Genomic DNA, 24,328 nt, shown 5'->3' on the forward strand with positions numbered 1-24,328 from the left:
AAGAGCTGAGCGGGTGGTTATGGTTTGGCTTCTCTATCTTTCGGCTCTTGCATAGTGCCGTTCATCCAGTAGTCGATTTGATTCCGATTGTTGGCTATGTAATTATTAACGGCTTCCTCTGTTGAGGTGTTCTGAGCATCCAATAGCATGGCATCCAGCTGACCATCGGACAGCTTGAAGCGGGTGAAAAAGGCGACCACTTTGGGATGGTCTTTGTCCAGCCCTAGGCGTGCAATGGCATGGATACCTTCTTGGCCACCAAAGACACTCTTGGGATCCTTCAAAAAGCGGAGTTTATAGCGGGCAAACATCCAGTGAGGGGTCCAACCAGTTACCACGACCCATCGATCGTCATTGATAGCCCGATCGAGAACGGCTGTCATTGCGGCACCACTCGCTGAAATCAGCTTCAGATCCGATAGGTCATAGGCAGTTAGCGCTTGCTCAGATGCCTGCATCAGCCCTGATCCCGGGTCTATCCCTTGCACTGTGTTGTTGAAGTCGTTAGCAATTTTCGGGTCGCTCAGATCGCTAATGGAGCCAATACGTTGTTTTGGCACATAGTCAGGGACTACCCAGCCAATGCGACCTGAGTACATCGTGCCAAGATCTACAACTCGATCGCTTACTTTTTGCCAGTATTTATCGTGTGTTTTTGGCAGCCATGCCATTAACATCAGATCGAGCTTCCCGCGAGCAACAGAGTCGTACTGAATACCGATATCTGCCATAACTCGTTCGACAGGCTGCTCATAGTGGCTTTCGATTAGTTTTTCAGCCATCAGGCTTACTACGTCAGCATCAGCCCAGGCAGTCCAGCCGATGCGCAATTGATCTGGTTTGGCGTTCGAACATCCCGACAAGCCAGTCATCAGCACTCCAGCGATAACAAGGCTTAGATTTCGCAACTTGTTAGACATTTTCATGAGGAAGTCCAGAGGTTAGTAAAGGCTTTAAAGCGCTGCGGCAATGACTTTCTCGAAAAGTTTGAGGCAGCCAGGCTTTGTGTGAGGCGATCCAGGATTACAGCCAGAATTACCACGGCGAGCCCCCCCTCGAAGCCAAGGCCTACGTCAAGTTGTTGGATGCCTCTTAGCACCACATCACCTAGGCCGCCACCACCAATCATTGAAGCGATAACAACCATCGATAGAGCGAGCATGATGGTTTGATTAACACCAGCCATCAAGGTTGGTAAGGCGTTTGGAAGTTGCACTTTCCAGAGCAATTGTCGTTCTGAGCAACCGAAGGCGCGCCCGGCTTCGATTAGATCAACAGGGACTTGTCGTATGCCCAGGTACGTCAGGCGTACTACGGGTGGCATCGAGAAGATCAGCGTTGCGATAGTGGATGGGACAAGCCCTGTGCCAAAAAACATCACTGCCGGAATGAGATAAACGAATGCCGGCATGGTTTGCATTAGATCCAATACTGGGCGGGTAATCGCCCAGATGTGTTGGCGACGGGCAGAAAAAATGCCGATCGGGATCCCAATGATTAGTGCCAGTAATGAGGCTGCAATAACTAGGGCCAGGGTTGAGATCATTGGCTGCCAAAGCCCCATGAACAAAACGAGGTTCAGACCAAGAAGGCTGAGAATGGCGAAGCTAAAACTCACTCGCCAAGCTGCGAGTATGGCGATCAGGGGAGCTAGCAGCCAGGGCGCTGGTACGGAGAGGATCTGTTCGATTGCTCCGGCTAACCCATTAATTGCAGAATCAATTACTAGGAAAATTGGTTGCGCATGATTGAGCAACCAGTCCACGAATCTGCTCATGCCCTCGCCGACAGGGCCGGTACTGACGGTTGCAAAAACTTGGTCAATCACATCCATCATCTCAGGATCATCGAGCGCAAAAGTCGACGTGGACTCATCACGCCAATGAGGCGCTGATCTGATCCAATCACTGGAACTGGATACGGGGCGTTGGCAACAGATTTCATGGCATCGCGAATGGTGGTCTCGGCGATGAGAGCTGGACCAGTTTCAGCTGGAATGATTTTGCCGTTCTTTTGAAGCACACCTTTGAAGATATTTCGATCGTCCACGATGCACGTCGGTGCTTCTATTGCTGTATCTCCTTCTATCTGCAGCTGCCGCAAATCTGATTGATTGATTAGGCGAGCGGGTGATTCGGCAACGGTATCAACCGTGATCACAGAGGCGGCATCAACATCTTGGAAGAAATGACGAACTTGCTCATTGGCGGGTTTGCAGAGCAGCTCACGTGGCGTTCCACATTGCAGAACTTTGCCTTCTTTCATTAGAGCGATGCGATCACCAAGCATTACAGCTTCGTCTAGATCATGGGAAATAAAGACGATCGTGCGAGGTCTCTCTGCCTGAAGTTCCAGCAGTTGTTCTTGCATCTCGCGCCGAATCAGAGGATCAAGAGCCGAGAAGGCCTCATCCATGAGCAGGATTGGAGGATCAAGTGCCAGGGCTCTGGCCAGGCCAACTCTCTGTTGCATGCCGCCAGAGAGCTGTTGAGGAAGCCTGTCGAGATCCTTACCAAGACCAACACGCTCAAGTGCTTCCCTGGCCTTTTCCAGCCTTTTTTGTCGCGGAACTCCCGCAACCTCAAGGCCGAAGGCCGCATTCTCAAGTGCGGTTCGCTGGGGGAAGAGCGCAAAAGATTGGAAAACCATGGCCATTTTGTTGCTGCGAAGCTTTTGCAGTTCAGCAGCTGCCAACTGAGTGATCGGCTTGCCGTCAACGGAGACTTCACCGCCAGTTGGGAGGATTAGGCCATTGATCATGCGTAGCAGCGTGGACTTTCCTGAACCCGAAAGGCCCATCACCACAAAAATCTCGCCACTAGAGATCGACAGCGTTACATCGCGTACGGCAGCCTTAAGACCGGTTTGATTATGGAGTTGCTCCGCATCCATGCTTTGACAGTGATCGTCAAGCGCACGTTCAGGATGCTCACCAAACACCTTCCAGACTTGGTCGATGCTGATCCGGGGCGTCATATCTGACATCGACTGTATTTACAGACTATGACTGCTTGCAGGCCGTACCAAGGCACCTATGAAGTCAAATGAATTGTCTATCTTGAATCATCGGCTGAAAGCACTTATTGCCAAAGGGATTTGATGAATTATTAGGCGTTAAGGGAACTGATGTGATGTCATTAGATTTTGATTAACAGACATCCATAGAATCATTCGCTATGATTGCGAATGGGAATTGCATAAGCTGTAACGCAGCCTTGCTCAGACCAATGCCTTTCTAGCTGATTCGGGCCTTTCCCGACCTCAAAGACATGGCGCATCAAAAAAATCTTCGGGAAGTTTGAATCTGCATGACTTTGACTCAACATTCGCAAAAACCCTGCCAAGACGATCTGCAAAACTTTGGTGATAAACCGGAACAAGTACGTGATACAGACCATTATCAGCAGGAATATGTTGAGGATTTCACAGACAGATGGGATCGACTGATTGATTGGAAGGCGAGGTCCGAAGCTGAAGGCGATTTTTATATTCGAATCCTTCGTGAACATGGCGCACGTTCCGTGCTCGACGTAGCTACCGGAACGGGGTTTCATTCGGTTAGTTTGTTGAAGGAAGGGTTTGACGTCATCAGTGCAGACGGAAGCCCTAATATGTTGGCGAGAGCCTTTCAGAATGCTCGTGATCATGGTCAGTTATTACGCACTGCTCAGGCTGATTGGCGCTTTCTAAATAGAGATATTCATGGCGAATTTGATGCTGTGATCTGTCTGGGCAATTCCTTTACCCACCTATTTCGAGAGCATGATCGACGCAAGGCTCTAGCTGAATATTACGCAGTACTTAAGCATAATGGAATCCTGATTCTTGACCACCGAAACTATGACCGACTTCTCGATCAAGGTGTAGCGATACGTTCTGGGAAGGGAAATGTTTATTGCGGGAAGGATGTCAATGTCAGCCCTGAGCATGTTGATGAAGGGTTAGCGCGTTTTCAATATTCCTTCAGTGATGGCAGCACTTATCACTTGAATATGTTCCCCCTAAGGCAAAGCTACGTAAACCGTCTTATGACCGAAGTTGGATTCCAGAAGATTACATCTTTTGGAGATTATTTACCTGGCCATCAAGACCCAGATTTTTATGTACATGTCGCTGAGAAGGAATACAAAGCAGACCTTAAACAAAACTGATACGTGATATTAGAGACTTCAGCAAAATACAATCCTAATCAATCATGAATTCATCATCATCAACTGTTGCTGCTACTTATTACGACAGCAGCGATGCAGATCGGTTTTATGCCGAGATTTGGGGAGGTGAAGACATCCATATCGGCCTATACGAGACTGCCGATCAAGCCATCGCTTCCGCGAGCGAGAGAACCGTGCAAGCACTTATGGAGCTTGCAACTCAACCTCCAGCTAAAGGTTGCGTCGTTGACCTTGGCTCTGGTTATGGCGGAGCGGCACGCCGTATCGCCAAGCAATGGCAGGTCAATGTGCATGCTGTCAATATCTCTGCAGTTGAGAATATGCGCCATCGAGATCTCAACAATGCTGCTGGATTGGCCAAGCTCATCAAAGTACATGATGCATCATTCGAAGAAGTGCCATTGCCCGATGGCATAGCAGATGTGGTTTGGAGTCAAGACGCCATACTTCATTCCGGTAATCGCCTCCAGGTAATGAATGAAGTATCAAGGCTTCTTAAGCCGGGGGGTGCATTTGTCTTAACAGATCCAATGGCATGCGACGGCATCGAAGCCAACGCCCTTCAACCGATTCTTGATCGTATCCACCTATCAGATTTGGCATCTCCTGATCGTTACCGAATCTGGGCAGAGGCTTCAGGGATGACTAGAGATGTATGGCAAGAACGCACAGAAATGCTTGTGAGGCATTACACGCGGGTTCGAGAGGAACTACGTCGACGTCATCAAGAGCTTGCAAGTGTAATTAGTACGGATTATTTGAGTCGCATGGATGCAGGCCTTGGTCATTGGATTGAAGGTGGGAGTCAGGGAAGACTTTGCTGGGGCCTAATGCGTTTTACAAAGCACTAACTTAGGACTTAACACCAATTCTTCCTTTATTTTATAGTGAATCATATAAAGAATCTATCTTGGTGATTAATCAACAGGCAAGCCCATCCTCCTCAACTGGCATTAATTCCATCATTGATTTGCCAGAAGTATCCCTTTAAATTGTCCAGATAGTTAAAAATATGTGGATTCAATTTTCTAGTCGGATCAGATCATTATGGGAAAGGTCGAAGCGGTCCAGGCGATGAAGCAAGCAGATCTTTTTAAGTAGCAACCTCTTTTTGAGTACCAATCTCGATTGTCGAGCTCGGAGAGTGATGTTAAATGGTTGTTGATCGTCTATGGATCCTTCTCTAGGTCTAGCGATGCATTGGAAGAACTAGATTTTCCTGAATGGGACGACGAGTAATGCCATCCTCTCCACACCCTATCGAGTTGGCCATTGTGGTTGTCAATGGTCTGATAGTGCCCATACAACGCTTCTCGAGGGTTATCAAGCCCTTGCTAATCATCCTTCGTCCAGCTTGGTTAGGCTTACAACCTCTGCTCTTGATTCTGCACCTACTCTTGGTGTATTCGATGGCTCTGGTTATAGCCCTGGCCGAATGGCTGCTTGGATTTTCATTCACAGTCGATAGCAATAATGATCCAAGCGTTGATTCGACAGCCAAGCAGACAGATAATTCACAATCAATGGTGCTTGGCATTCATCCATCAGAGTTAAAAACAGAAGATGCATCTCAACACGAGATCGATCGGGCTAACTATCCTGATGAAAATGAATTCACATCAAATTCTTTTCAGCCAGAAAGAAAACCCTTCTTCTTAAACCTAGAAATCAAGAGAAGAGAACACACGGTAATGATTATCAGAAGTTAATTATCACCAGCTGTAAAGCATGAAATCTCCTCTACGCAAGAGTGAATAGAGAAATATAACCCTTAACTAAGAGAAGAAAGTCTCTAAAGCCAGCTTCAGCTCTAGCAAGAAACGAAACTCCAGGCTTCAAACACTTAAAAGGTTAAAACTTTTAAAAGATTAAGACCAGGAGTGTCACAAAAACCTGGCCTGGACTTTAATCGAGCCAGTATCTTGCTGCTCTTTGGTAAAACATCTAGGGCATGAGTATTCTATTATTGATTAAATCTTATTCCAAAAGCAAGCAGTTTTCCTCTTCCTCATTCTTCGTTTCAGACCCTATCCAACTTGGACCTTCGGGCCAAGCTTGAGTGCGTAATCTGATGATTCTCAATTACTCCTGAAGAATTAGCTTTATATGATTTCTTCAGGTCAGGGCCATGAATCCTAGATATATTGAGTTGATACCAATATGAATACGAACTAGAAGCTAACAATGGAACTTTCAATTAAACAGAGTGGTGTCCTTCATGGAATGCTCACTGGCACAGCAATTTCGATAGGGATCATTATTTTCGGAATTTTGCTAAATACGTTTAATTTCCATTCCAATCTTACACTCTTAGAAAAAAGTTCTGTTCTGTTTAAATCACTAATCATTCTTGCCCTCTGCCTTACTTTTTCGATTGGCCGTCTTGCAAAGCATCGCTTCTTTAGCCCAGACGAGCTTGATGGAAAAGGTCTTAGAACAGATTCTGATCGAGCCATCCTCCTCTAGTCTCTTCTTCAAAATACCCTTGAGCAGTCGGTCCTGCAGCATTCGTTTATGGCACTTGGACAATCGTTATGCCCTCAGCGTGGTTGTCTGTCGTACCGCTAGCAGCATTGTCTTTTGCACTAGGGAGAGTTCTCTTCTTTGCAGGCTATCGGCGTGGTGCGGTAGGACGAGCGCTTGGTTTCACGATGACTTTCTATACGTCGGTTTTGATGTTGATCTGCACTGTCTGTGTCTTGCCACTCTCTGCCGTTGCGGGTGTTTCCTAAGCTAAAATTGTCACTACTTTCAGCCTCGGTAGAATCAAATAGTGTGATTACGATATGATGCTCTTGATTCTTTAGCCGATAAACATACGTAGCACTTTTATCATTTCTGATTCAGCATCGAGTTACTGCATGTAAGGATCTCCTTAATCTGAATTTCGCTATCTCGTCATTAGAGGAAAGTGAAGAATTTGACCCAACCCTTAACTCTGGGTTCAAAGTTGAAACTCTTAGTCATTATAGTTGATTGATCTAGCCGAATTACGGCAGCATCAAAACCTTTCAAAGTTAGATCAATTGATCACTCCCTAGATGAGTTGGCTTTTTACTCGGTATTGTTAAAGGAGAAGAGAAACTAATGAACAACCAACTTCTGCGATTCTCACGTTTTGGACTTCGGGCATTAGCCATCACCGCAAGCACGCTTGCGCTTATCGACCTGATTAAACAACAATGGATCCCCGCGACGGCTTGCTCCGTTGCATGGGCTTTGATTGCCTGGGTGGAGCGGGATTTCATCAAAAGGTTTTCAGATTCTGCAGAGTTATGAGCATCACGAGAACTACCAGCAATAATGTTTTTGGATTTGCGACCATTCAGGAATGATGCGCACCATCTTGATCAGTGGTGCCAGTCGAGGTATAGGCCGAGCAATTGCCGAACGAATGTTGGCTGATGGCCATCGTCTTAGCCTTGGCCTAAGGGACCCTAAATGCCTAATTGGTAGCTCACTTGACCCGGCAATCGCTGGTGCTGAACAAGTGTTCATACATCCCTATGAAGCCCAGGACGTTAACGCTGCCGAAAGCTGGGTATCGGCAAGCTTGGCTCATTTCAGTGGCTTCGATAGTTTGATTCACTGTGCAGGCGTATTTCATCGCACGCCCATACGGTTTAATGATAACCAGCAGCATGAGATTGATAAGCTCTGGCAGGTGAATGTCATGGGCCCATGGTTGCTCAGCCGCGCTGCTTGGTCTCAGCTTGAATGCCATGATGAGGCGCGCATCATTGTGTTGGTCTCAATGAGTGGCAAGCGCTCCAAGGGCCGTTTGGCTGGCTACACAGTTAGTAAGTTTGCTCTGATGGGCCTTTGTCAGACCATGCGTAACGAAGGATGGGAGCAAGGCATCCGCGTGACAGCGATTTGTCCAGGTTGGGTCAATACCGATATGGCTGCCAGGGTTAAGTCATTGCCCAAAGAGGCGATGACTCAGCCTGATGACATCGCCTCTTTGAGCTCTCATTTGCTACAGCTACCTAACAGTTGTGTACCGTTTGAACTGAGCATGAACTGCACACATGAGATCTAAACCCTTAGTTGAGTTGATGAGACTTTGTTATTGGCAAAGAAATGACGAGCAAAACATTCCAAACCTCTTGAATAACATGGATTCTTTGCGATAAAAATCGTAGACATAAGAATAAGAACAGGAATATACTCTCACTAATTGGCCACCATTAAATATGACAAATTGGTCAAACAAGACAATCTTTACTGGAGTTGGACTTTTTTTATTATTGATACTAGTCTGCTAATATTCAATAACCACTCATACTGAAAGAGTTCAGGCTGTCGCGGTCTAGATATGGCGGTGAAAGAAAGATCAAGGCGACTAGCAAACTTGCCTTCATTGGAGATGTCTAGACAGGAGGTTCATGAGGGTGAGGCTTATGCAGAAGCCCAGATAAATGAAAGCTTGCGTAGCAGTGCTCGTTTTGATTTAAAAAAATTGAACTTCAGGCTGATCACCATTCAGGAAGCGACGTAGATTCACTCCTGCTTCCATTGATGCAGCATGAAGCTCAGCTCGCTGCATTGCATCAAGACCATCCCAGAACGCATTGAACAATTCAATAGAGGCAACACCCATGCCGACCATCCCCATGATTGAGAGTGGGAGGCTCAACCAAGGGAAAACCAGTAGCAATACACCCAGCAAGACACTGACTGCGGCACCCTGTTTAACTGATTCCCAGACAGTTGTGCTAATCATTTGGATTTGTACGGTGCGGCTGATCGCACCCCGCTTGCGCAATGCTTCGGTTCTTAATCCGCTCAGAAGAGTTTGGTAGATGGCATAGACGGCCATCCCGCCGAGCGTTGATTCGGCCACGATTTCACCACCATTGATGGCTCCTCCATTGAGGTTGATATCAATCGATGTAAGGCCTGCGATCGCCGCGATCTCTAGTCCTGCTCGTGGGATGCGGAAGGGATCTCGTTCGCGGGTCATGGCCGTAGAAATAAGGTAGCAATACTCAGCATCAGTGTAGGTACCTGATGATGCAACCAATCATCATTGGGATTGATTCATCATGCTCAATATTGTTATGTGATTGCATTATCTTTATGATTGGATTCAATAAAATTTTCTGCATTTGACTGGGGTGGAGGCTGATGGCGATCGTTCAAAACTATTGGCAATTGGCTGGCAATGGTTACCCTGCCTTTGAATAGATTCTCTTTTCAATTCAAGATCTTTCGAGAAAACGTTGCGAATGGTGCTCAGATCCAATAGCTAGTGCTTAATCTTTTGGCAAGTGTGGAATCAAATTCTTGACAATCCTTATCCTGATCATGCAATGCACGATTTCGGGTCAGGCATTAGAGAACTTTAGCCAGACTCATGATTTCAAATCAGGCTATCAACAAAAGAGAATGCAAATCATCGGCAATATATTAACATAAACCATGAGAATCCTCAGCTTAATCCAATCATCAATCGTATTTTTGTTAATAAAACAAAGCCGCAACTCTATAGACTTATTCAGTCTTCATTCAACCCGAAATGTTACCCCCATAACTGCGGTGATGTCTTTTTTAATTGTGCTGGTGTCGTATGATCCATAACTACTCATTTGTGTAGAGTTAGGGACTGTGATCTGGAATGTGCCGGTATCGGCGTTGGTGATTGCGCCAATACTTGAGCCTGCTTCCTGGGCAATAACCTTTGCTCGTTTGCGTGCATCACGAGTAGCTTTTGCGAGCATGTCAACTCGCTTGGCTGCAAGCTTTGTAAAAGTGTAGGAGGGTCGATTAATTGAAAGAGGTACCCCTTCACCAATTAGGGCACTGATCTTTCCTGAAATCACGTGGATTTTTTTAACATCCCAACTTCCTATCAGAACAGCCTGAGTTGTCGTCCAAGTTGTTGATAGCAGCTCTCCCGTCTTTGGGTTGCGAACTTGATCTTTATTAGACCTAACAGTCCCTAATTCTATCTCATCAGGCTTGACTCCATTGGCTTTTAGAAAGACCATCGTTTTTTCTAACGATGGTTTTAGCAGCTGATAGGAAGCCTGCTGGTTGTAGCCAGTTTGTTGAACATTTACAGACCAATCGACATAGTCGCTCGTAATACGCTCTGTACTGGCTCCGGTGACAGTAATTGTGTCATTACTACTGCGGATTCCCTTGACTAAGATTGACGATGCTGCGACGATTCCGCACACGAAAACAGCCGTTGCAAAGACCAGTGGTGGAGTGCGTCGCAGCAACTGACAAGTATTATCAGTCCACTTGCTTAGCAAGCTTCGACTTTGCGGTGAGGTCATGACTAGCTGACTCTATTAACCAATCCTAGTGATTTTCGTGCCAATGGCTAGTCAATTTTTTGTTAACTTAACCTTGTCAGACTTGCACGAAAATGATGATAGTCACAATACTCAGATTGGCTTATTGATATTTTTTTTCTTTAATCCCATCAACGACAACACCCCTCTTCTTTCTTTTGAGATTAGATGCATGGAAAGTGATCGTTAGATATTTCATTACATTTTATCGGTGCACAGTTCAGTACTCATTTTTCATTAGTTTGTTCAATTTATTTAAATGTTACTATGCTTATAATTCTTGATATTTAGACTTTTGGCAATCCTAAAACGTGAAAATAAATACGTAGCTCAGGGGAATAGTGAATACTGATCTGGATGATCGATACATTCGGCACGTTCGCTTGGTGCCTTGATTACAGCTTCTTCCCCAAGCAGATGCGAAGTTAGCCATGGACGACGTCCAATCCCCTGGGTCCGGAAACCAAGGGGATTTTTCATTGTGATTCTCAGTTTTTCTCGTCTCATTTAGGAGAGTTGCTCATTAGGACTGAGCTGAATGCCGGCCCGCTGAGGGAGGCCAGCAGAGCCTCCTGCCTCACTGACGATTTTAAGTATTTCTACTGTTGAATCTTGTCACTGATTCTTTTGGTTGAACTATGCCCAGTTCTCATTCACTCTGATTAGCTCCCTTTTAAGGACCAGCACACATTCGATCAAGAAATCAATAGCGAAAGTTGCTGTACGTTCTGCAAGGATACTTACCCCCCTATTCATCCATACTCGTAAAGATTTGTTGCGACCACGGCCTTGCAAAAGTCGTGAATGGTCCCTTTTGGAACGACAGCTTGAGAGAGAATTCAGACCGTATCTTGATTTCCAGAACAGCTTCATCCTTGTAATCCAAAGCGAAGAGGCGCGATCCATGCAGGATTTTGTATCCGCATGAACAACAAACCCTGCCGCGCAAAGTGCATAATTCGTTTGTAGCGATAGCTACCAAACGTTCACCCTGATCATTGCAGGGCGCAGTTCGAGCCAAGCCATGGAACGGGGACTTGGACGTCATTTCGGACTCTGAATCATGACCACGCTTCTTTATCGCGGCCAGCAGTATGCCCAGCACAAAGAAGTTGCACCTAAGCAACTCGTAGAACTGACATACCGCCGCACTGTCTACGCAAACAACAAGCTGAAAGCAGCCCAGGCCCATCCTGTGCTCACCTATCGCGGACAGGAGTACCAGAAGTAATTCATTTGGCAATCACTTCTGAAAAACCCTTTGACCTCGCCCCGCTCGTCGGGGCTTTTTTGTGGTCTGAGCTTGTCTAGCGCCTCTCAACTATTTGCAGCTTTCTTGCAAAGCTTTTTCGCGATCATCAAGTCATCTTGTTTCTACTTCTCAGTTCGGGACTTGTGGATGCCAGGATTGCTTGACTTGGTTTTGCACCAAGTCACTGCGAGTGTCATCAGAACCTGCTATCTCCAGAGGGTGTTCCAACGAAGCCATGAGTCGTCAAATCGCCGCAGGTCTAACCGTCATATTCCTGCTAGCACTACTGGCCAGTAACCCCTCATTGAGCGGTATCCCCATCTATGGGCATACGTCTCTGCTTGAGTTCTGGGTGAAGAACATCGCTTTGGCGATGCCCCCAGCATTCACCCTTGGCATGTGCACAGTTCTTCTCTACAAAGGCTTCCGCTACCCCAGAGGAACAGTTTTTACCATTCTTGGTCTGCTTCAACTTGTATTTGTGGGATGGCTTATTTGGCTAACGTTTCAAGCAGGAGCTGTCTGGGTGTCTTTACCAATCCTTCTAGTGGCTGCCTTTATGGGACCAAAGTCGGCTAGAGCGACTTGGAAATGGCTCGGAGTTGATCGCTATTACAGAATCAAAGCGGAAACAGATGCCGATTGATTGAGCTTCTTTTTTATCTTGTGTGTTGGCAAGCCTCCCCAATTATCACTGGGACCATGCCCAGAGCTGGCCGCCCTCACATATCCAAGTAAGCGAGGTTGGTTTCTCCTCCTGCAAACCAGCTGATTCGGGATACAGCAATGAGTATTACTTACGAGAGCGCAAGGCTTTTGAGCGCGTTTTGATTTGAATTGAGCAAGGTATGCAGGCCTCCAGACCGACAGCTGGGGGCTCTTTTTTGACTAACCACTACAGCTGGTAGCTAACAGACCGCTTGGTGGGCTATGAATGGTACTGACTAAGCTCTTGCTAAAATGCTGTTTGGCTTTACTAAAAAGCAGCTCTTGGGCTGGTGGCTTTTAACAACTGGAGCCAAGGTCACCTTAGGAATTTGGCTATTTGGTCGAATGGGCTGGGATTTGCCCTGGTGAAAGACCATAGATAGGCCTCCCAAGGCTTTTCAGATCTGTTGATTAAACAAGATAGTCCTGCGCTGTATGCATTTAGATTTAAGTGGCAACTTTCTGCCTAGTTAATTAATTTCCAGAATCTTTTTTTTCAATCACATAGACTGAATAAACAAGAAAGACGTCATTAGTTTGTCACTTAAACCAAAGTGCTGTTTCCGCTTTTATCAAGCATTTCCCCTTAGTCACTTCTCAGTTTTTGATCAGATCAACAAGGAAGGTGCGATGCTGAATTTCCTTTTTTGTTTTAGGCAAATACTTCCACTTGACTTAATGGTAAGGGGTGGTTTAGGCATCATGCCTTAGCTATTTACCTCAACAATGTCATAGTATTCTCTTTCATCCTCATCGCAACAGCTGAGATCAGCATAATATCTTTCCAATACATTATGTGCCTCATCATAGCTGGAAAAATACCTACCAGCGATCTCATCTGATTGGCCGTCAGTTCGTATTATTTGAAAGGTGTTGGCCAGCTTGTTGTTGTTACCCATCTCGGCCACAAGTGCTCGACATTCAGCATCAACTCCCTTTTTTGTTGCCCACTCTGCAATTGCGCTTTTTTTCTCGTGAAGTTGCAACAATTGCATTGCGATGCCACGTAGGGTGTCAAGATCCTGACACTCCTGGATTGTTCGACGCAATTTCTCGGTCTGAAACTGCATCACAGTGCTTGGCTCAATGGGCTTCTCGACTGACAATGCGGGATACCCTGCGCAAAGGAACCTCAGCCATTGTGGCATCTGCTTGTACGTGCATGCATAGAAACATCGGGATATAGGCAAGCTTGAAAAAAATGGGCTTTGATTATTACTAACAAAAACTTTACGAGCAAATACACCTAATATTAGAAAATCATATTTTATTTTTTTGCGCAAAAAGCAATCAGCAAATATGGATTAGCAAGCCTTATTAAGGCAATCTCAGTTCTTCGCCTTGACTTCATTCTGCAGTCTTTCAAAGGGAGGGCCTGCAGCATTTGAGTTGGTATTCAACTGCGCATTGACTTCTGTAAAAGCTGATGTGGCAACAGTCGTTACAAAGCCAATCGCAATAGTGAGTGTGATGATCTTTTCGATTTCTAATTCGAATTTATTTGTTGTCATGGGTATAGCCAAATGATGATCATTGATTCATTGATGCAATGATTATCTATGGCTTTTATCAGTTAGTGAGTGACTGTGCTCATGGCGACCTGTGATTTTGATTACAGCGTTAACTGGTCATTCCAGCTGTCACCGCAAATGCTTATGGAACAGATTTCCGCGATTACTCCTTGAGATGATTTGATAGAAGGACTTTTTAGGGAAACAATTTTGTTGATCCTTACTTGGATCTTGATTGTCTTTGCTGCAGGAGCAGCACTCGGCTTGTTACTGCTGCTGTTCAGTCTTGTACGTGTGTTCCAAAATGCTCCAACCTTAAATTCCAAGCAGTTTCAGCCTGGGCAGCTACCTAGCAAGGTGGAAACCCTCAAGAAAACTGAGCTCACAGTGGTTGTTCCTGCTTATAACGAGGCCACCAACATCAAGGTGTGCCTGAGCAGCATTTTGACCAGTGATCCACCCTGCAATAACTGGAGAGTGTTGTTGGTTGATGACGGGAGTACTGATGAAACCGTTCAAGTTGCAAGCGATGTGGCCTCAGTCTTAAAGCTCGAGGAAGGTCGCTTTACAATTTTCAACGCCGGACCAAGACCCTTGGCGCAGCGTTGGGTAGGCAAGAACTGGGCCTGCTCGCGCGCAATGGAGCTTGTGAGTAGCACCTGGGTGCTGTTTGTAGATGCAGATGTGGAGCTTCACCCAGCAACCCTCAAGCGTGCACTGAATCAGGCGATTGAGGAAGAAGCAGATCTACTGAGCCTGGTACCACGTATTAACTGCAGCTGCTCCGCTGAATGGATGGTGCAACCGATCATGGCCTGTCTTTTGGCTGTAGGTTTTCCGATTAAAGCCGCCAATGATCCAGCTGAATCAACAGCATTTGCCGCTGGACCATTTATGTTATTTCGCCGATCAACGTATGAGGAGATTGGCGGTCATCGCGCACTGGCTGATGTAGTGATAGAGGATCTGGCTCTAGCTCGTGGAGTGAAAGGCGGGGGATTTCGACTTCGTTATCTGCTGGGGTTAGATGCATTGCAATTGCGGATGTACGACAATTTTCCTGCGCTTTGGGAAGGCTGGAGCAAAAATTGGTTTCTAGGCCTAGATAGCAGTATCGTCAAAGCAATCGGAGCATCAGCACTAGTGTTCTGGATGTTCACAGGCCCCTGGCTAGTTTTGTTTCTGATAATAGTTAGCCTGCTCTGGATCCCTTTTTATGGGGCACAATTAGTTGCCTTTACTTTTTCAGTAATTGGTGTATTGCTTCAGTTCATTCTACGTCTTTGGACACGTCAGAAATTCGAGGTGCCGCTAACGAATTGGTGGTTGATGAGTGCAGGTGGCATCCTTATTGGCTTACTTGGGCCAACTTCAGTTTGGAGGACACTGACTGGACGCGATTGGACCTGGAAAGGCCGTTCCTTGGCTTGAAGAGTGTTGGCTATCCATGAATTAGACTAGTCGCATCAACTATTAATTAATACTAGAATTAAATTCATTCATCTTCCAGCAGAACACTCAATAGGCTCATATTTCTATCATGCATTATCTTTAACGATTCCAAGCACTGACGATATAGATAGATAGGCATGTCATTCAACCATGTCTAGCCCTAATCCTGAGCATCATTACTGTAGATACATTCATTTCAATAGATCGTTCGTTTGACTGGCGTGTTCTTTTTGAGCTTTCGTCTTTTTTGTTTTGTCTTTATAAACTCAATCTTCTTTATTTCAACCTGCATGACTTCTTTCCCAGCGGCCGTAGAACATCGAAAACCGGTTAGCTGTAATGCCATGGGCAATCACACTCAAAACAATGGTGACCGTTGTGGTAGTAAGGATCACTTGTGCGTTTGGAAGCGCCGCGTCTACCACCATCACAACAAACACAATGCTGGCTAAACCTCTTGGCCCAAACCAACCAACGAAGAGTTTCGTCCAGTGATCAAGTCCAAGGCCGCTTGTTGCTAAGGCAACCGGAACAATGCGCACTAGTGTCAGGCTTAAAGCCCCATAGACAACACTTGCGACTGTGATGTTGCTCCAGGCATCGGGCACCATGGCACTGCCAAATAGAACCCAGGTCAGTAGGGCCAACATGTCACCCATTGCCAGAGAAGCCACCATCTCACCGTCCTTGAGTTCTTTGCGACTGCAGATCCCATAGAGAAGACCAGAGATGAAACAGGAAATGAATCCGCTCCCATGGAGGGTTTGGGCGAGGGTGTAGGCACTCAGGGCCAGGGCCACCGTGATCAAAGGCCTCCAATCCTCAGCAATCCATTTGCGTTGTTCTGCCTGATCCCTTAACCAACTACCCAATAATCCAATAAAGGCTCCTATCACGAGGCCGATTCCTATTTCACTGACAAGCAGCTGGCCGAAGCTCTGCAATGCATCCTTCGGTCCATTGATCTGGTCAAGATGACCAGATGAGATGCCAAGAAAACACAACAACATAGGAACACAAATTCCGTCATTGAGGCCACTTTCAACATTGAGGTCTTCGCGGATAGCTTCTGGTACTTCGAGGTTGGTGGTCACGGCTTCGCCAAGTGCCGCATCTGTTGGAGCGAGCACCACAGCAAGTAGGGCTGCTTCAATCAGGCCTAGTTCAGGCAATATCAATCGGGCTACCACGAAACCCATCAGAATGCTGAGTGGCAGTCCGAGCAGCAGCAGACGCATTGGCAGGCGGACACTGTTGCGTAACACTGCCCAGTCCAAGGCTGCTGCATCGGTGAACAACACAAGACCCAATGTGATCTCAGCCAGACGCCTTAGCAGCGCTGAATCCAGTGAGATGTTGAGCCAGCCCAGGTTGGCAGGGCCAAGGACTAAGCCCAGCGCAACAAAGACCAGTGGTCCAGAGACTGCTGTCCTGGACAATCGTCTTGAAAGCAGGCAATAGGCGAAGATCACTAAACTGATCACTGCCAGGTCAAGGTCGCTGTGCAGCACGGCTAGTGGTGAGTTTGTGTCCCCTTGATGCTGCCCATAATTCGGATGTAGATCTCAAAATCCACCATCCATGTTCAGATCTGGTTGATGGAAGTTCTGTGAAACCGATTCATGCCCCTTGAGCGGTTTGCCACGATGCTTTGTTACTGATCTTCAAAAGAGGTGGTCTGTTTCAACCAATGATTCAATAGGCCTTGATTAGGGCGCTATTGCGAAGGCAAGGAACGACAAGAATATTGATAGCTATGGGTCTTGTTGAGCTACAAGCAAGCACAGGACTTTGTGCTTGCATAGGCAATACAGGCCTATTCCGTAGTCATACCAGGTGGTCTCGAGGTTTGCGTACTTGAAAACAACAGAGTCGCTACCTGAGGGCCTCTAAACAGATTGAGGCAACATCCCCTGTGCTCCCAGGTTATGCAGCCAGGAACAACAGTTCACTATCTTTAGGGGTTGATAGCAGAGACACCAGCTCTTGAAAAAATCAAGCCAAGCCTCAAGACTGACATTCGCTAGACGGGTGAGGCTTAAGCTTTTTTAGAATCGACTCGTTGAGGCCTGGGCTTAGGTGTTGTTTCGCTCTCTTTGATCAAGTGCTGCAATCTGTTCACAGATTTCAGTAGATTTCACGCACACAGCAGACGTTCCTTCGTTGATTTCTACGTATGTCAGATCAAACCGTAGAACAGGAAATGACTCCAGCAGTACTGGGGGGTGATAACCCCAAGTATCCAGGAGTTCCGGTGACGTGTAATGGCAATCATCTTGTCACCAAGTGGGTAGAAACGCGCATTACGGAAGGAGGTGTCTATTACCCAATTACACCCTCAACAGAGGGTGGCGAAATATATCAACAGTCTTTTGCGGAAGGGGCTCTTGATGTATGGGGAAACCAAAAGTTATCTGTTGAAGCAGAGGGTGAACATGCCGCGCAAGGCGGTGCTACTGCGGTAGCGATGACTGGTAAGCGCACAGTTAACTTCACCTCTGGACAGGGAATTGTATATGCAATGGAACAGTATTACCATGCCCCGGGAAAGCTCTCGACAATGGTTTTGGAGGTTGGAGCTCGAGCCCTGACCAAGCATGCTCTTAATGTTCACTGTGGCCATGATGATTTCAATGCGGCACTAGATACTGGATGGACGATGTTAATTGCCCGTGATGCCCAGCAAGCTGCAGATCAGGCAATTATTCTGCGTAAATGTAATGAATTAGCCTTAAATCCAGGCATGAATATTCAAGATGGGATGTTGACAACCCATTCTGAACGTACTTATCGAGCCCCAGAAGCGGATCTACTACGTGAATATCTAGGTGCACCAGATGACCAGATAGATTGCCCTACTAAAGCTCAAAGAGAACTGTTCGGAGTTCGGCGTCGCCGAGTTCCCGAAATGTTGGATTTAAAGAATCCTGTGCTTTTAGGTCCGGTTCAAAATCAAGAACACCATATGAATGGTGTCATAGCACGTCGTGATAATTTCAATGAGCCTATCCTTGAATTCCTTGAGCAATGCTATCGAGAATTTAGTCAATTAACAGGCCGCAACTACGGTCTTATTCAAGAATATAAAACCGAGGAAGCGGATACAGTCTTTATTTCTCTTGGTTGTGCAGCTGAAAACATTGAAGCGGCATGCGATTACCTAAGTGAGCACCGCAATGCCAAGATTGGTTCTATTCATATAAATGTTTTACGTCCCTTCCCTGAAGCGGCATTAATTAATGCTTTGCGTGGGAAAAAGAATGTCATTATTTTAGAACGAACAGATGAGGGCTTGGCTGGTGATAATCCATTAGGTAGAGACATCCGCACTGCTCTAAGTAAAGGACAGGAGTCTACTCAGTATGGAGGCATGATGCCTGCAATAACACTTGAGCAAACACCAAGAATTTTTCGCGGAAGTTATGGGCTTGGCTCTAGAGATTTTCGTCCGGAACATATCATCGGAGCTTTTGAATATGCCACTGGGGAGATTGCCCGGAAAGACGGCAAAAGTGCAGCTGATGGCGAAGCTTATTTCACACTAGGCATTGATCACCCCTATAGCGTGGTTTCTAAAGAGACACCATCGCTATTGCCGAATGGAGCGATTGCTGTTCGATTCCATTCGATTGGAGGCTGGGGAATGATCACCACGGGTAAAAACCTTGGTGAAATTATCGGTAAGTTTGGGCAAATGATTTCCGAACGTGATCCAACCTATGATCAACATGGCCAATTGGAAGAAAAGCTCTTCATTATGGCCAACCCCAAATATGGCTCCGAAAAGAAAGGAGCCCCTACTAATTATTTCCTAACAGTTGCGGCTGAAAAGATACAAGTGAATTGTGAGCTCAATCATGTTGATGTGGTGCTCTGTTGTGACCCCAAAGCATTCACACATACTAATCCGCTGGCGGGTTTAAATAAAGGCGGTTGCCTTGTATGGGAATCAAGTGAGCCCGCGTCTGAAGCTTGGGAGCGAATTCCCTCAAAGTATCGCAAATTTATCAAGGATAACGGCATTCGTGTATTTATTCTGCCTGGATTCGATATCGCTCGAGAAGCAACAACTCGAACTGATCTGCAATTAAGGATGCAAGGCAATTCCTTCCTTGGTGCATTCTTCAAAGTTTCAACCTTTCTGCAGGATCACGAAATTAGTGAGGCAGCGTATAAGGAGGTTGTTCGCAACCAATATCAAAAGAAGTTCGGACGCTTTGGTGACGCGGTAGTTGATTCAAACATGAAAGTTATGGCTGGTGGCTTTGAACGGGTTGAGGAAATTGCTTATGGAAAAAATAAGGATGTAGATACTTCAAGCATGCGTAATCCCATGCTTGCACCAAAGGATTCTGCTCTCATTGAGATTCCAGCAACTGCAGGTTGTGCTGCTAGTGGCTGTTCGTCTTGTGCGATGCCTGATGGACAAGCCAATAGGTCACCATTCCAAACACTGCAGAAATTTGATTCAGAATTCCGAAACGACTTGGGCTATCACCAACCATCAGGTGCTTTTGCAAGCTTATCTGTTATGGGACCTGCCAGTGGCGCGACACAAAGTAAATATGTAGCCAGGCGCGAAACCCCAATTTACATCGCAGAGAATTGTACTCAATGCATGGAATGTATCGCTGCATGCCCTGATACTGCCTTGCCTAATACAGCACAAGATGTAAGTACAATTCTTGTCACTGCCATACGCAATTATGTCATTGATGAGAATGCATCGAAGCAACTTTTGAAGGAGGTACCTGGATTAGATCAACGTTGCCACGAAAAAATGAATGACAATGTTGCATCCAAAACCAAACAGCCATTTAAAACTATTCTAAGTAATGAGTTGAATGAGCTTACATCAATCGATCAATCTTCCCGTAAGCAGCTAATTGATATTGTTGACAAGTTACCACTTGCTTATAACAACACCCCTAGTATTTACAAAAGTCTTGAGAAGAAGAATCCTGGTAGTGGGGGTATCTTTTCTATTTTTGTTAGCGACCTCTGCAAAGGATGTGGGGAGTGTGTTCAGGTTTGTGGCGAACATGATGCCCTGCGAATGAAGCAGGATACGCCTGAACTTAATGCCGATCTTACAACTGCCCAAGTGTTTAGCCGCTTATTACCAGATACCAGTCAAAAGTTTCTTGGGCAATATCAGTCTGAATCACCAGAATCTTCTCTTGAATCAGCCCTGCGGAAGCACTTGATGGTACGGAGTAATTACGAGTCTCTTGTCTCTGGAGATGGTGCTTGTGCAGGCTGTGGCGAAAAAAGTGTGCTGAGGGCCGCTGCTTCTATCACAGAGGCATACATGAGACCGATTTATCACCAAAAAGCAGAGCGGTTACGCAATAAAGCACAACTATTAGAAAAATGTGGTGTCACAAGGTTGGCAACTCTAAAGACTCAAGATGATGATGAATATAGTTGGTTTAAGCGTTCTGTAGCCCATGCAGTAATGGGTCTTGGTGGTGAAAACGAAGATGATACAACTCTTCGGCTCAATAGATTTGGTGAGATCACTGATCAAGAAATCATCACAGCACTGGTAACAGTCCTCAATCAGGATGCCTTTAATCACTGTGATCTACAGGCAGTTGATGGACGTATGGCAAATGGAATGTGCACCATGTATATGGGTGCTCATACTGGCTGCAATACGGTTTACGGCTCTACGCCTCCCTCCAATCCTCATCCATACCCCTGGATGAATTCCTTATTTCAGGATGGCGCAACCATTAGTTGGCTGATAGGAGAATCTGCTGTCCTCAATCATGCACGTCGATCTGTGACTCCGGAACGACTTGCTACAGCACTTCTCGATCGTGACATCAATGTTTGTAGTGAGCGTGAATACTTCGAGCTAACTCATCTTGATGACTCACTCATGACTGATCAGGAAATACGTGAGTTACCTAAGGTTTGGGCGATTGGTGGTGATGGAGCTATGGGCGATATAGGTTTCCAAAACGTTTCAAAGGTCGTCTTGCAAAACCGTCCAAATGTGAAATTACTGATGCTTGATACCCAGGTCTATTCCAACACCGGAGGTCAAAACTCTGACAGCTCTAACATGTTGGGTGGATATGACATGAACCAATTTGGTGTTGCTTCGCAAGGTAAGCTCGTAGAGAAGAAAAGTGTTGCAGAAGCATTTACATCTGGCCATGGTTCGCCATTTATTGCCCAGGTTTCGATGGCAAATTCAGGGAAAATGTATAAGGCAATGCTTGATGGACTTGAATATCGTGGTACAGCCTTTTTCCAATGCTATACATCTTGTCAACCAGAGCATGGTATTGGTGACGACATGAGTGCCTATCAGGCTCGTATGATTCGCGATAGTCGTGGGATGCCTGAGTTTATCTATAATCCTCGCGCTGGCGAGACCATCCAGGAAACATTTGAGCTCAAGGGTAACCCTTCAATCAATCGAGACTGGAGGGCAGCTAAATATCAATCAGATGGAAAGCCATATAATCTCACTGTTGCTCACTGGGCTCTTACCGAAGCACGTTTTCGCAGACACCTCAAAGAGATTCCCGAAGCACAAGTTGACGAGTTTATACATATCGATAATATGCTTACTCTAATTAGGCAGCAAGATGTTATTTATAGAAATGTTTTCAATGAGAATCATCATGCCTATGTGCCTGATTGGGGTGTCTATTTCAAGGCTGAAATCAATGGCAAGTTTAAGTATTATGCGGTTAGTCGTCAGATGGTTCTCTTCCATGTAGAGCGCCGTAAATCATGGCGGATGATGCAAAGCCGTGCTGGACTGCACAACGAAGACTATGCAGCACAGAAGAGCATATTGCAAAAGCTGGATTCTGGTGAGTTCACTCGAGATGACTTGATTAGTCGAGGCAGAGAGTTGATGAATGAACAAATTAAACAAGCCATCCACTAGCCAAACTCACTTCATCCAATTCTTATATATATTATTGACGCAATAGAGCCCCAGAGAGTATCTCTAGCCCATTATTTTATTAGGGACTTGTCTCATGCTTAGCATGATAATCTATATCCTCTTGTAAGTTAAGATTTCATCAGAGAGTCTTACTTACCATCAGCCAGACAGCTAACAACCAGGGTCAGCACAGTCCACTCAGCTCTTCTTTACTTTAGCTGCATAGTATTGCTCAGATAACTATAATTTTTGTGTTATATTTTTCCTATACCTGCATCTATTGATTCGCTATTCAGGATTTGCATAAGCTGTCTATCCTTGGCGGATCACTCATGAAGATATTGGCAATTTGATTTGCCGGGTGAATTCTTTATTTAAGATTTAATAAATCATAAAAACCTAATTGAGGCTGGAATAATAAGACCTGAATTTATAATCTCAATAAATGTTGCGATCAGTGGCACGACTATAAATGCTTTTTTGGTTGGCCCATACTTCCTTGATATTGCCGTCATATTTGCGAGCCCAGCAGCCGATGAACCTATCGACATGCCCGCAAATCCTGCGCAAATCACAGCTGCGTCGTAGTTGCGACCCATCAGCGGAAAAACAAGATATAGATTGACTATGATAGAGAGGATAGTTTGGAAAACCAATATCAACAGCAAGACCGGAGGGAGATCCAAGAGATCCCAAAACTGCAGACTCATGATTGACATTGCCAGAAATGTGCCAAGGGAAAGCTCTGCCAGAAGTAATAATGCAGCTGTTTGCTTAGGCCAAATTAGAAAATCATTTGAAATCTTACGATCCGGAAAAATGCTGCTCAAAATGATTCCAACGATCATAGAAACAACAAAAAGTGGCAGTTGAATATCTAACTTAAAAAGAAATCCCTGGCATATTTTCCCGAGAATAATACAGATATTGACAGCCAGCACTGACGAAAGAATACTGTTGTAATCCAATTTTGATGCTAATTGATTATTCAATTCCTTCTTGTTTGTATTTTCATCTCCATTCCTGTTTTCATTATATATTTCTTTTTTATGATCTAAATTCAGATGATTTTTTCGAATCAAGTAATTGGCGATTGGCCCACCTATTAGGCTGGCAAACAACAACCCAAATGTAGATGCTGCAACGCCAATTTCCAAAGCATTCTTGATGCCAAATTGTTTTGCAAAGGTTGGCGCCCATGCGATGGTCACACCATGGCCACCTGCAAGCGAAACTGAACCCAAAAGTGCTCCAAGGCCTTCTTGGAGTCCAAATAGATTAACTGTCCATTCACCGAAAATGTTCTGAATCGTAATGAAAGCAATAACCAGACCGAGTAATATTCCAAGGGCTTTCCCACCCCTTCTCATGTTGATTAAATTTGAACTTATACCAACCGTAGTAAAGAAATAAATAAGCAAGAAGTCTCTTGCACCAAGATCAAATACAACCTCTATATCCGTTGTCCATTTCACGAGTGTGATTGCTAGTGCTGCAATCAGTCCGCCTGTAACAGAATCAGGAATCGATAAATTCTGCAGCGCTTGAATATTGCCATTGATGCGCTTGCCAATAAACAGTACAAGGATACCGATTGAGATTGATATCAGCGATCTAATTTCAAATGTATCCATTGCCTATTGAATTGATGTTTAATTATAATTTCTTTACGGCTAGTTACTTCTAGCGCACAGGTGCTTTAGAAGTAACTATTTATTTCACAGGTCATTCTAGATCTTTGGGCTTCGATAGATCGCCTGCTTTCTCAGCTTTAATCCAGTGGGACGTCCCCATTTCATCAGACCTTCCCTAACCGCAGAGTTTTCCCACTGATCAAAAAATGGCTGGATAGCTGTCATGTGACTTTACTGTTTATGAGCATATCTGCATCTTTCCACTGCCCCCTTGGCTAAAGCAGATGTGTTGGTTTTTGGCGTAGAGCCAGCATCATCGACTTCTCTGCCCCACGTCCATCGTAACTATTGCCTGGAATCCTCTGGCAATTTCAATACCCT

At 45.4% G+C, this 24,328-nt stretch carries 21 protein-coding genes; 11 read left to right on the forward strand and 10 right to left on the reverse strand.

Annotated features, from left to right (window positions below; all coding sequences use genetic code 11):
- Positions 1 to 17: 17 nt before the first annotated feature.
- The 3 genes from SIB74_RS06035 to SIB74_RS06045 are packed head-to-tail and all read right to left on the reverse strand — an operon-like array spanning position 18 to position 2,985.
- Complete coding sequence (locus tag SIB74_RS06035; RefSeq protein ID WP_063395776.1) at positions 18 to 926, reverse strand: glycine betaine ABC transporter substrate-binding protein; 909 nt, start codon at positions 924 to 926, stop codon at positions 18 to 20.
- Positions 923 to 1,777, reverse strand: a complete 855-nt coding sequence (locus tag SIB74_RS06040; protein ID WP_413681796.1) for an ABC transporter permease — start codon at positions 1,775 to 1,777, stop codon at positions 923 to 925. Before SIB74_RS06040 ends, SIB74_RS06035 begins: the two co-directional genes overlap by 4 nt.
- Positions 1,778 to 1,833: 56 nt before the next feature.
- The gene (locus SIB74_RS06045) at positions 1,834 to 2,985 is read right to left on the reverse strand and encodes a quaternary amine ABC transporter ATP-binding protein (RefSeq protein WP_197463278.1); all 1,152 of its coding nucleotides are present in this window, start codon (positions 2,983 to 2,985) and stop codon (positions 1,834 to 1,836) included.
- 323 nt (positions 2,986 to 3,308) lie between these two features.
- Between SIB74_RS06045 and SIB74_RS06050 the strand changes: the two genes are divergently transcribed.
- The 7 genes from SIB74_RS06050 (at position 3,309) to SIB74_RS06080 (ending at position 8,214) form a co-directional block, all read left to right on the forward strand.
- Positions 3,309 to 4,151, forward strand: a complete 843-nt coding sequence (locus SIB74_RS06050) for a class I SAM-dependent methyltransferase (protein WP_063395773.1) — start codon at positions 3,309 to 3,311, stop codon at positions 4,149 to 4,151.
- A 44-nt stretch (positions 4,152 to 4,195) separates the two neighbouring features.
- On the forward strand, positions 4,196 to 5,023 hold the full coding sequence (locus SIB74_RS06055) for a methyltransferase domain-containing protein (RefSeq protein WP_063395772.1): 828 nt from the start codon (positions 4,196 to 4,198) through the stop codon (positions 5,021 to 5,023).
- A gap of 423 nt (positions 5,024 to 5,446) precedes the next feature.
- The gene (locus SIB74_RS06060; protein ID WP_413681804.1) at positions 5,447 to 5,881 is read left to right on the forward strand and encodes a hypothetical protein; all 435 of its coding nucleotides are present in this window, start codon (positions 5,447 to 5,449) and stop codon (positions 5,879 to 5,881) included.
- Positions 5,882 to 6,356: 475 nt separating this feature from the next.
- The gene (locus SIB74_RS06065) at positions 6,357 to 6,638 is read left to right on the forward strand and encodes a hypothetical protein (protein WP_231906056.1); all 282 of its coding nucleotides are present in this window, start codon (positions 6,357 to 6,359) and stop codon (positions 6,636 to 6,638) included.
- A 68-nt stretch (positions 6,639 to 6,706) separates the two neighbouring features.
- A complete protein-coding gene (locus SIB74_RS06070) occupies positions 6,707 to 6,904 on the forward strand; it encodes a hypothetical protein (protein ID WP_231906055.1) in 198 nt (65 codons plus the stop codon).
- Between the two features lie 355 nt (positions 6,905 to 7,259).
- Positions 7,260 to 7,451: a hypothetical protein gene (locus tag SIB74_RS06075; RefSeq protein ID WP_063395770.1), complete on the forward strand. Its 192-nt coding sequence runs from the start codon at positions 7,260 to 7,262 to the stop codon at positions 7,449 to 7,451.
- A 52-nt stretch (positions 7,452 to 7,503) separates the two neighbouring features.
- The gene (locus SIB74_RS06080) at positions 7,504 to 8,214 is read left to right on the forward strand and encodes an SDR family NAD(P)-dependent oxidoreductase (protein ID WP_063395769.1); all 711 of its coding nucleotides are present in this window, start codon (positions 7,504 to 7,506) and stop codon (positions 8,212 to 8,214) included.
- A 411-nt stretch (positions 8,215 to 8,625) separates the two neighbouring features.
- Here SIB74_RS06080 and SIB74_RS06085 read toward each other — a convergent pair whose 3' ends face one another.
- From SIB74_RS06085 to SIB74_RS06095, 3 genes are all read right to left on the reverse strand, one after another.
- Positions 8,626 to 9,138 (reverse strand): hypothetical protein, encoded by a 513-nt coding sequence (locus SIB74_RS06085; protein WP_063395768.1) that lies wholly within the window; start codon positions 9,136 to 9,138, stop codon positions 8,626 to 8,628.
- A 541-nt stretch (positions 9,139 to 9,679) separates the two neighbouring features.
- Positions 9,680 to 10,459 (reverse strand): SIMPL domain-containing protein, encoded by a 780-nt coding sequence (locus SIB74_RS06090; RefSeq protein WP_063395767.1) that lies wholly within the window; start codon positions 10,457 to 10,459, stop codon positions 9,680 to 9,682.
- A 348-nt stretch (positions 10,460 to 10,807) separates the two neighbouring features.
- Positions 10,808 to 10,957: a hypothetical protein gene (locus SIB74_RS06095; RefSeq protein WP_156486108.1), complete on the reverse strand. Its 150-nt coding sequence runs from the start codon at positions 10,955 to 10,957 to the stop codon at positions 10,808 to 10,810.
- 583 nt (positions 10,958 to 11,540) lie between these two features.
- Here SIB74_RS06095 and SIB74_RS06100 point away from each other — a divergent pair.
- Complete coding sequence (locus SIB74_RS06100; RefSeq protein ID WP_071817970.1) at positions 11,541 to 11,708, forward strand: DUF4278 domain-containing protein; 168 nt, start codon at positions 11,541 to 11,543, stop codon at positions 11,706 to 11,708.
- A gap of 256 nt (positions 11,709 to 11,964) precedes the next feature.
- Positions 11,965 to 12,375: a hypothetical protein gene (locus SIB74_RS06105; RefSeq protein ID WP_231906054.1), complete on the forward strand. Its 411-nt coding sequence runs from the start codon at positions 11,965 to 11,967 to the stop codon at positions 12,373 to 12,375.
- A gap of 769 nt (positions 12,376 to 13,144) precedes the next feature.
- Here the strand turns inward: SIB74_RS06105 and SIB74_RS06110 are convergent.
- Positions 13,145 to 13,507, reverse strand: coding sequence for a hypothetical protein (locus SIB74_RS06110; protein WP_082818481.1), 363 nt, complete (start codon positions 13,505 to 13,507; stop codon positions 13,145 to 13,147).
- A 258-nt stretch (positions 13,508 to 13,765) separates the two neighbouring features.
- A complete protein-coding gene (locus SIB74_RS06115; RefSeq protein ID WP_063395765.1) occupies positions 13,766 to 13,948 on the reverse strand; it encodes a hypothetical protein in 183 nt (60 codons plus the stop codon).
- Between the two features lie 210 nt (positions 13,949 to 14,158).
- On the opposite strand from SIB74_RS06115, the gene SIB74_RS06120 reads away from it, so the two are divergent.
- The gene (locus SIB74_RS06120) at positions 14,159 to 15,379 is read left to right on the forward strand and encodes a glycosyltransferase (protein ID WP_063395764.1); all 1,221 of its coding nucleotides are present in this window, start codon (positions 14,159 to 14,161) and stop codon (positions 15,377 to 15,379) included.
- Between the two features lie 302 nt (positions 15,380 to 15,681).
- On the opposite strand, the gene SIB74_RS06125 is transcribed toward SIB74_RS06120, so the two are convergent.
- A complete protein-coding gene (locus SIB74_RS06125) occupies positions 15,682 to 16,911 on the reverse strand; it encodes a cation:proton antiporter (RefSeq protein WP_231906053.1) in 1,230 nt (409 codons plus the stop codon).
- Between the two features lie 743 nt (positions 16,912 to 17,654).
- Here SIB74_RS06125 and SIB74_RS06130 point away from each other — a divergent pair.
- Positions 17,655 to 22,313 carry a 2-oxoacid:acceptor oxidoreductase family protein gene (locus SIB74_RS06130; RefSeq protein ID WP_231906052.1) on the forward strand — a complete coding sequence of 1,553 codons (4,659 nt, stop codon included), beginning with the start codon at positions 17,655 to 17,657 and terminating at the stop codon, positions 22,311 to 22,313.
- A gap of 389 nt (positions 22,314 to 22,702) precedes the next feature.
- On the opposite strand, the gene gltS is transcribed toward SIB74_RS06130, so the two are convergent.
- On the reverse strand, positions 22,703 to 23,947 hold the full coding sequence (gltS, locus tag SIB74_RS06135; RefSeq protein ID WP_063395762.1) for a sodium/glutamate symporter: 1,245 nt from the start codon (positions 23,945 to 23,947) through the stop codon (positions 22,703 to 22,705).
- Between the last annotated feature and the right edge of the window lie 381 nt (positions 23,948 to 24,328).

Source organism: Prochlorococcus sp. MIT 1306, assembly GCF_047304515.1.
Lineage (GTDB): Bacteria > Cyanobacteriota > Cyanobacteriia > PCC-6307 > Cyanobiaceae > Prochlorococcus > Prochlorococcus marinus_D.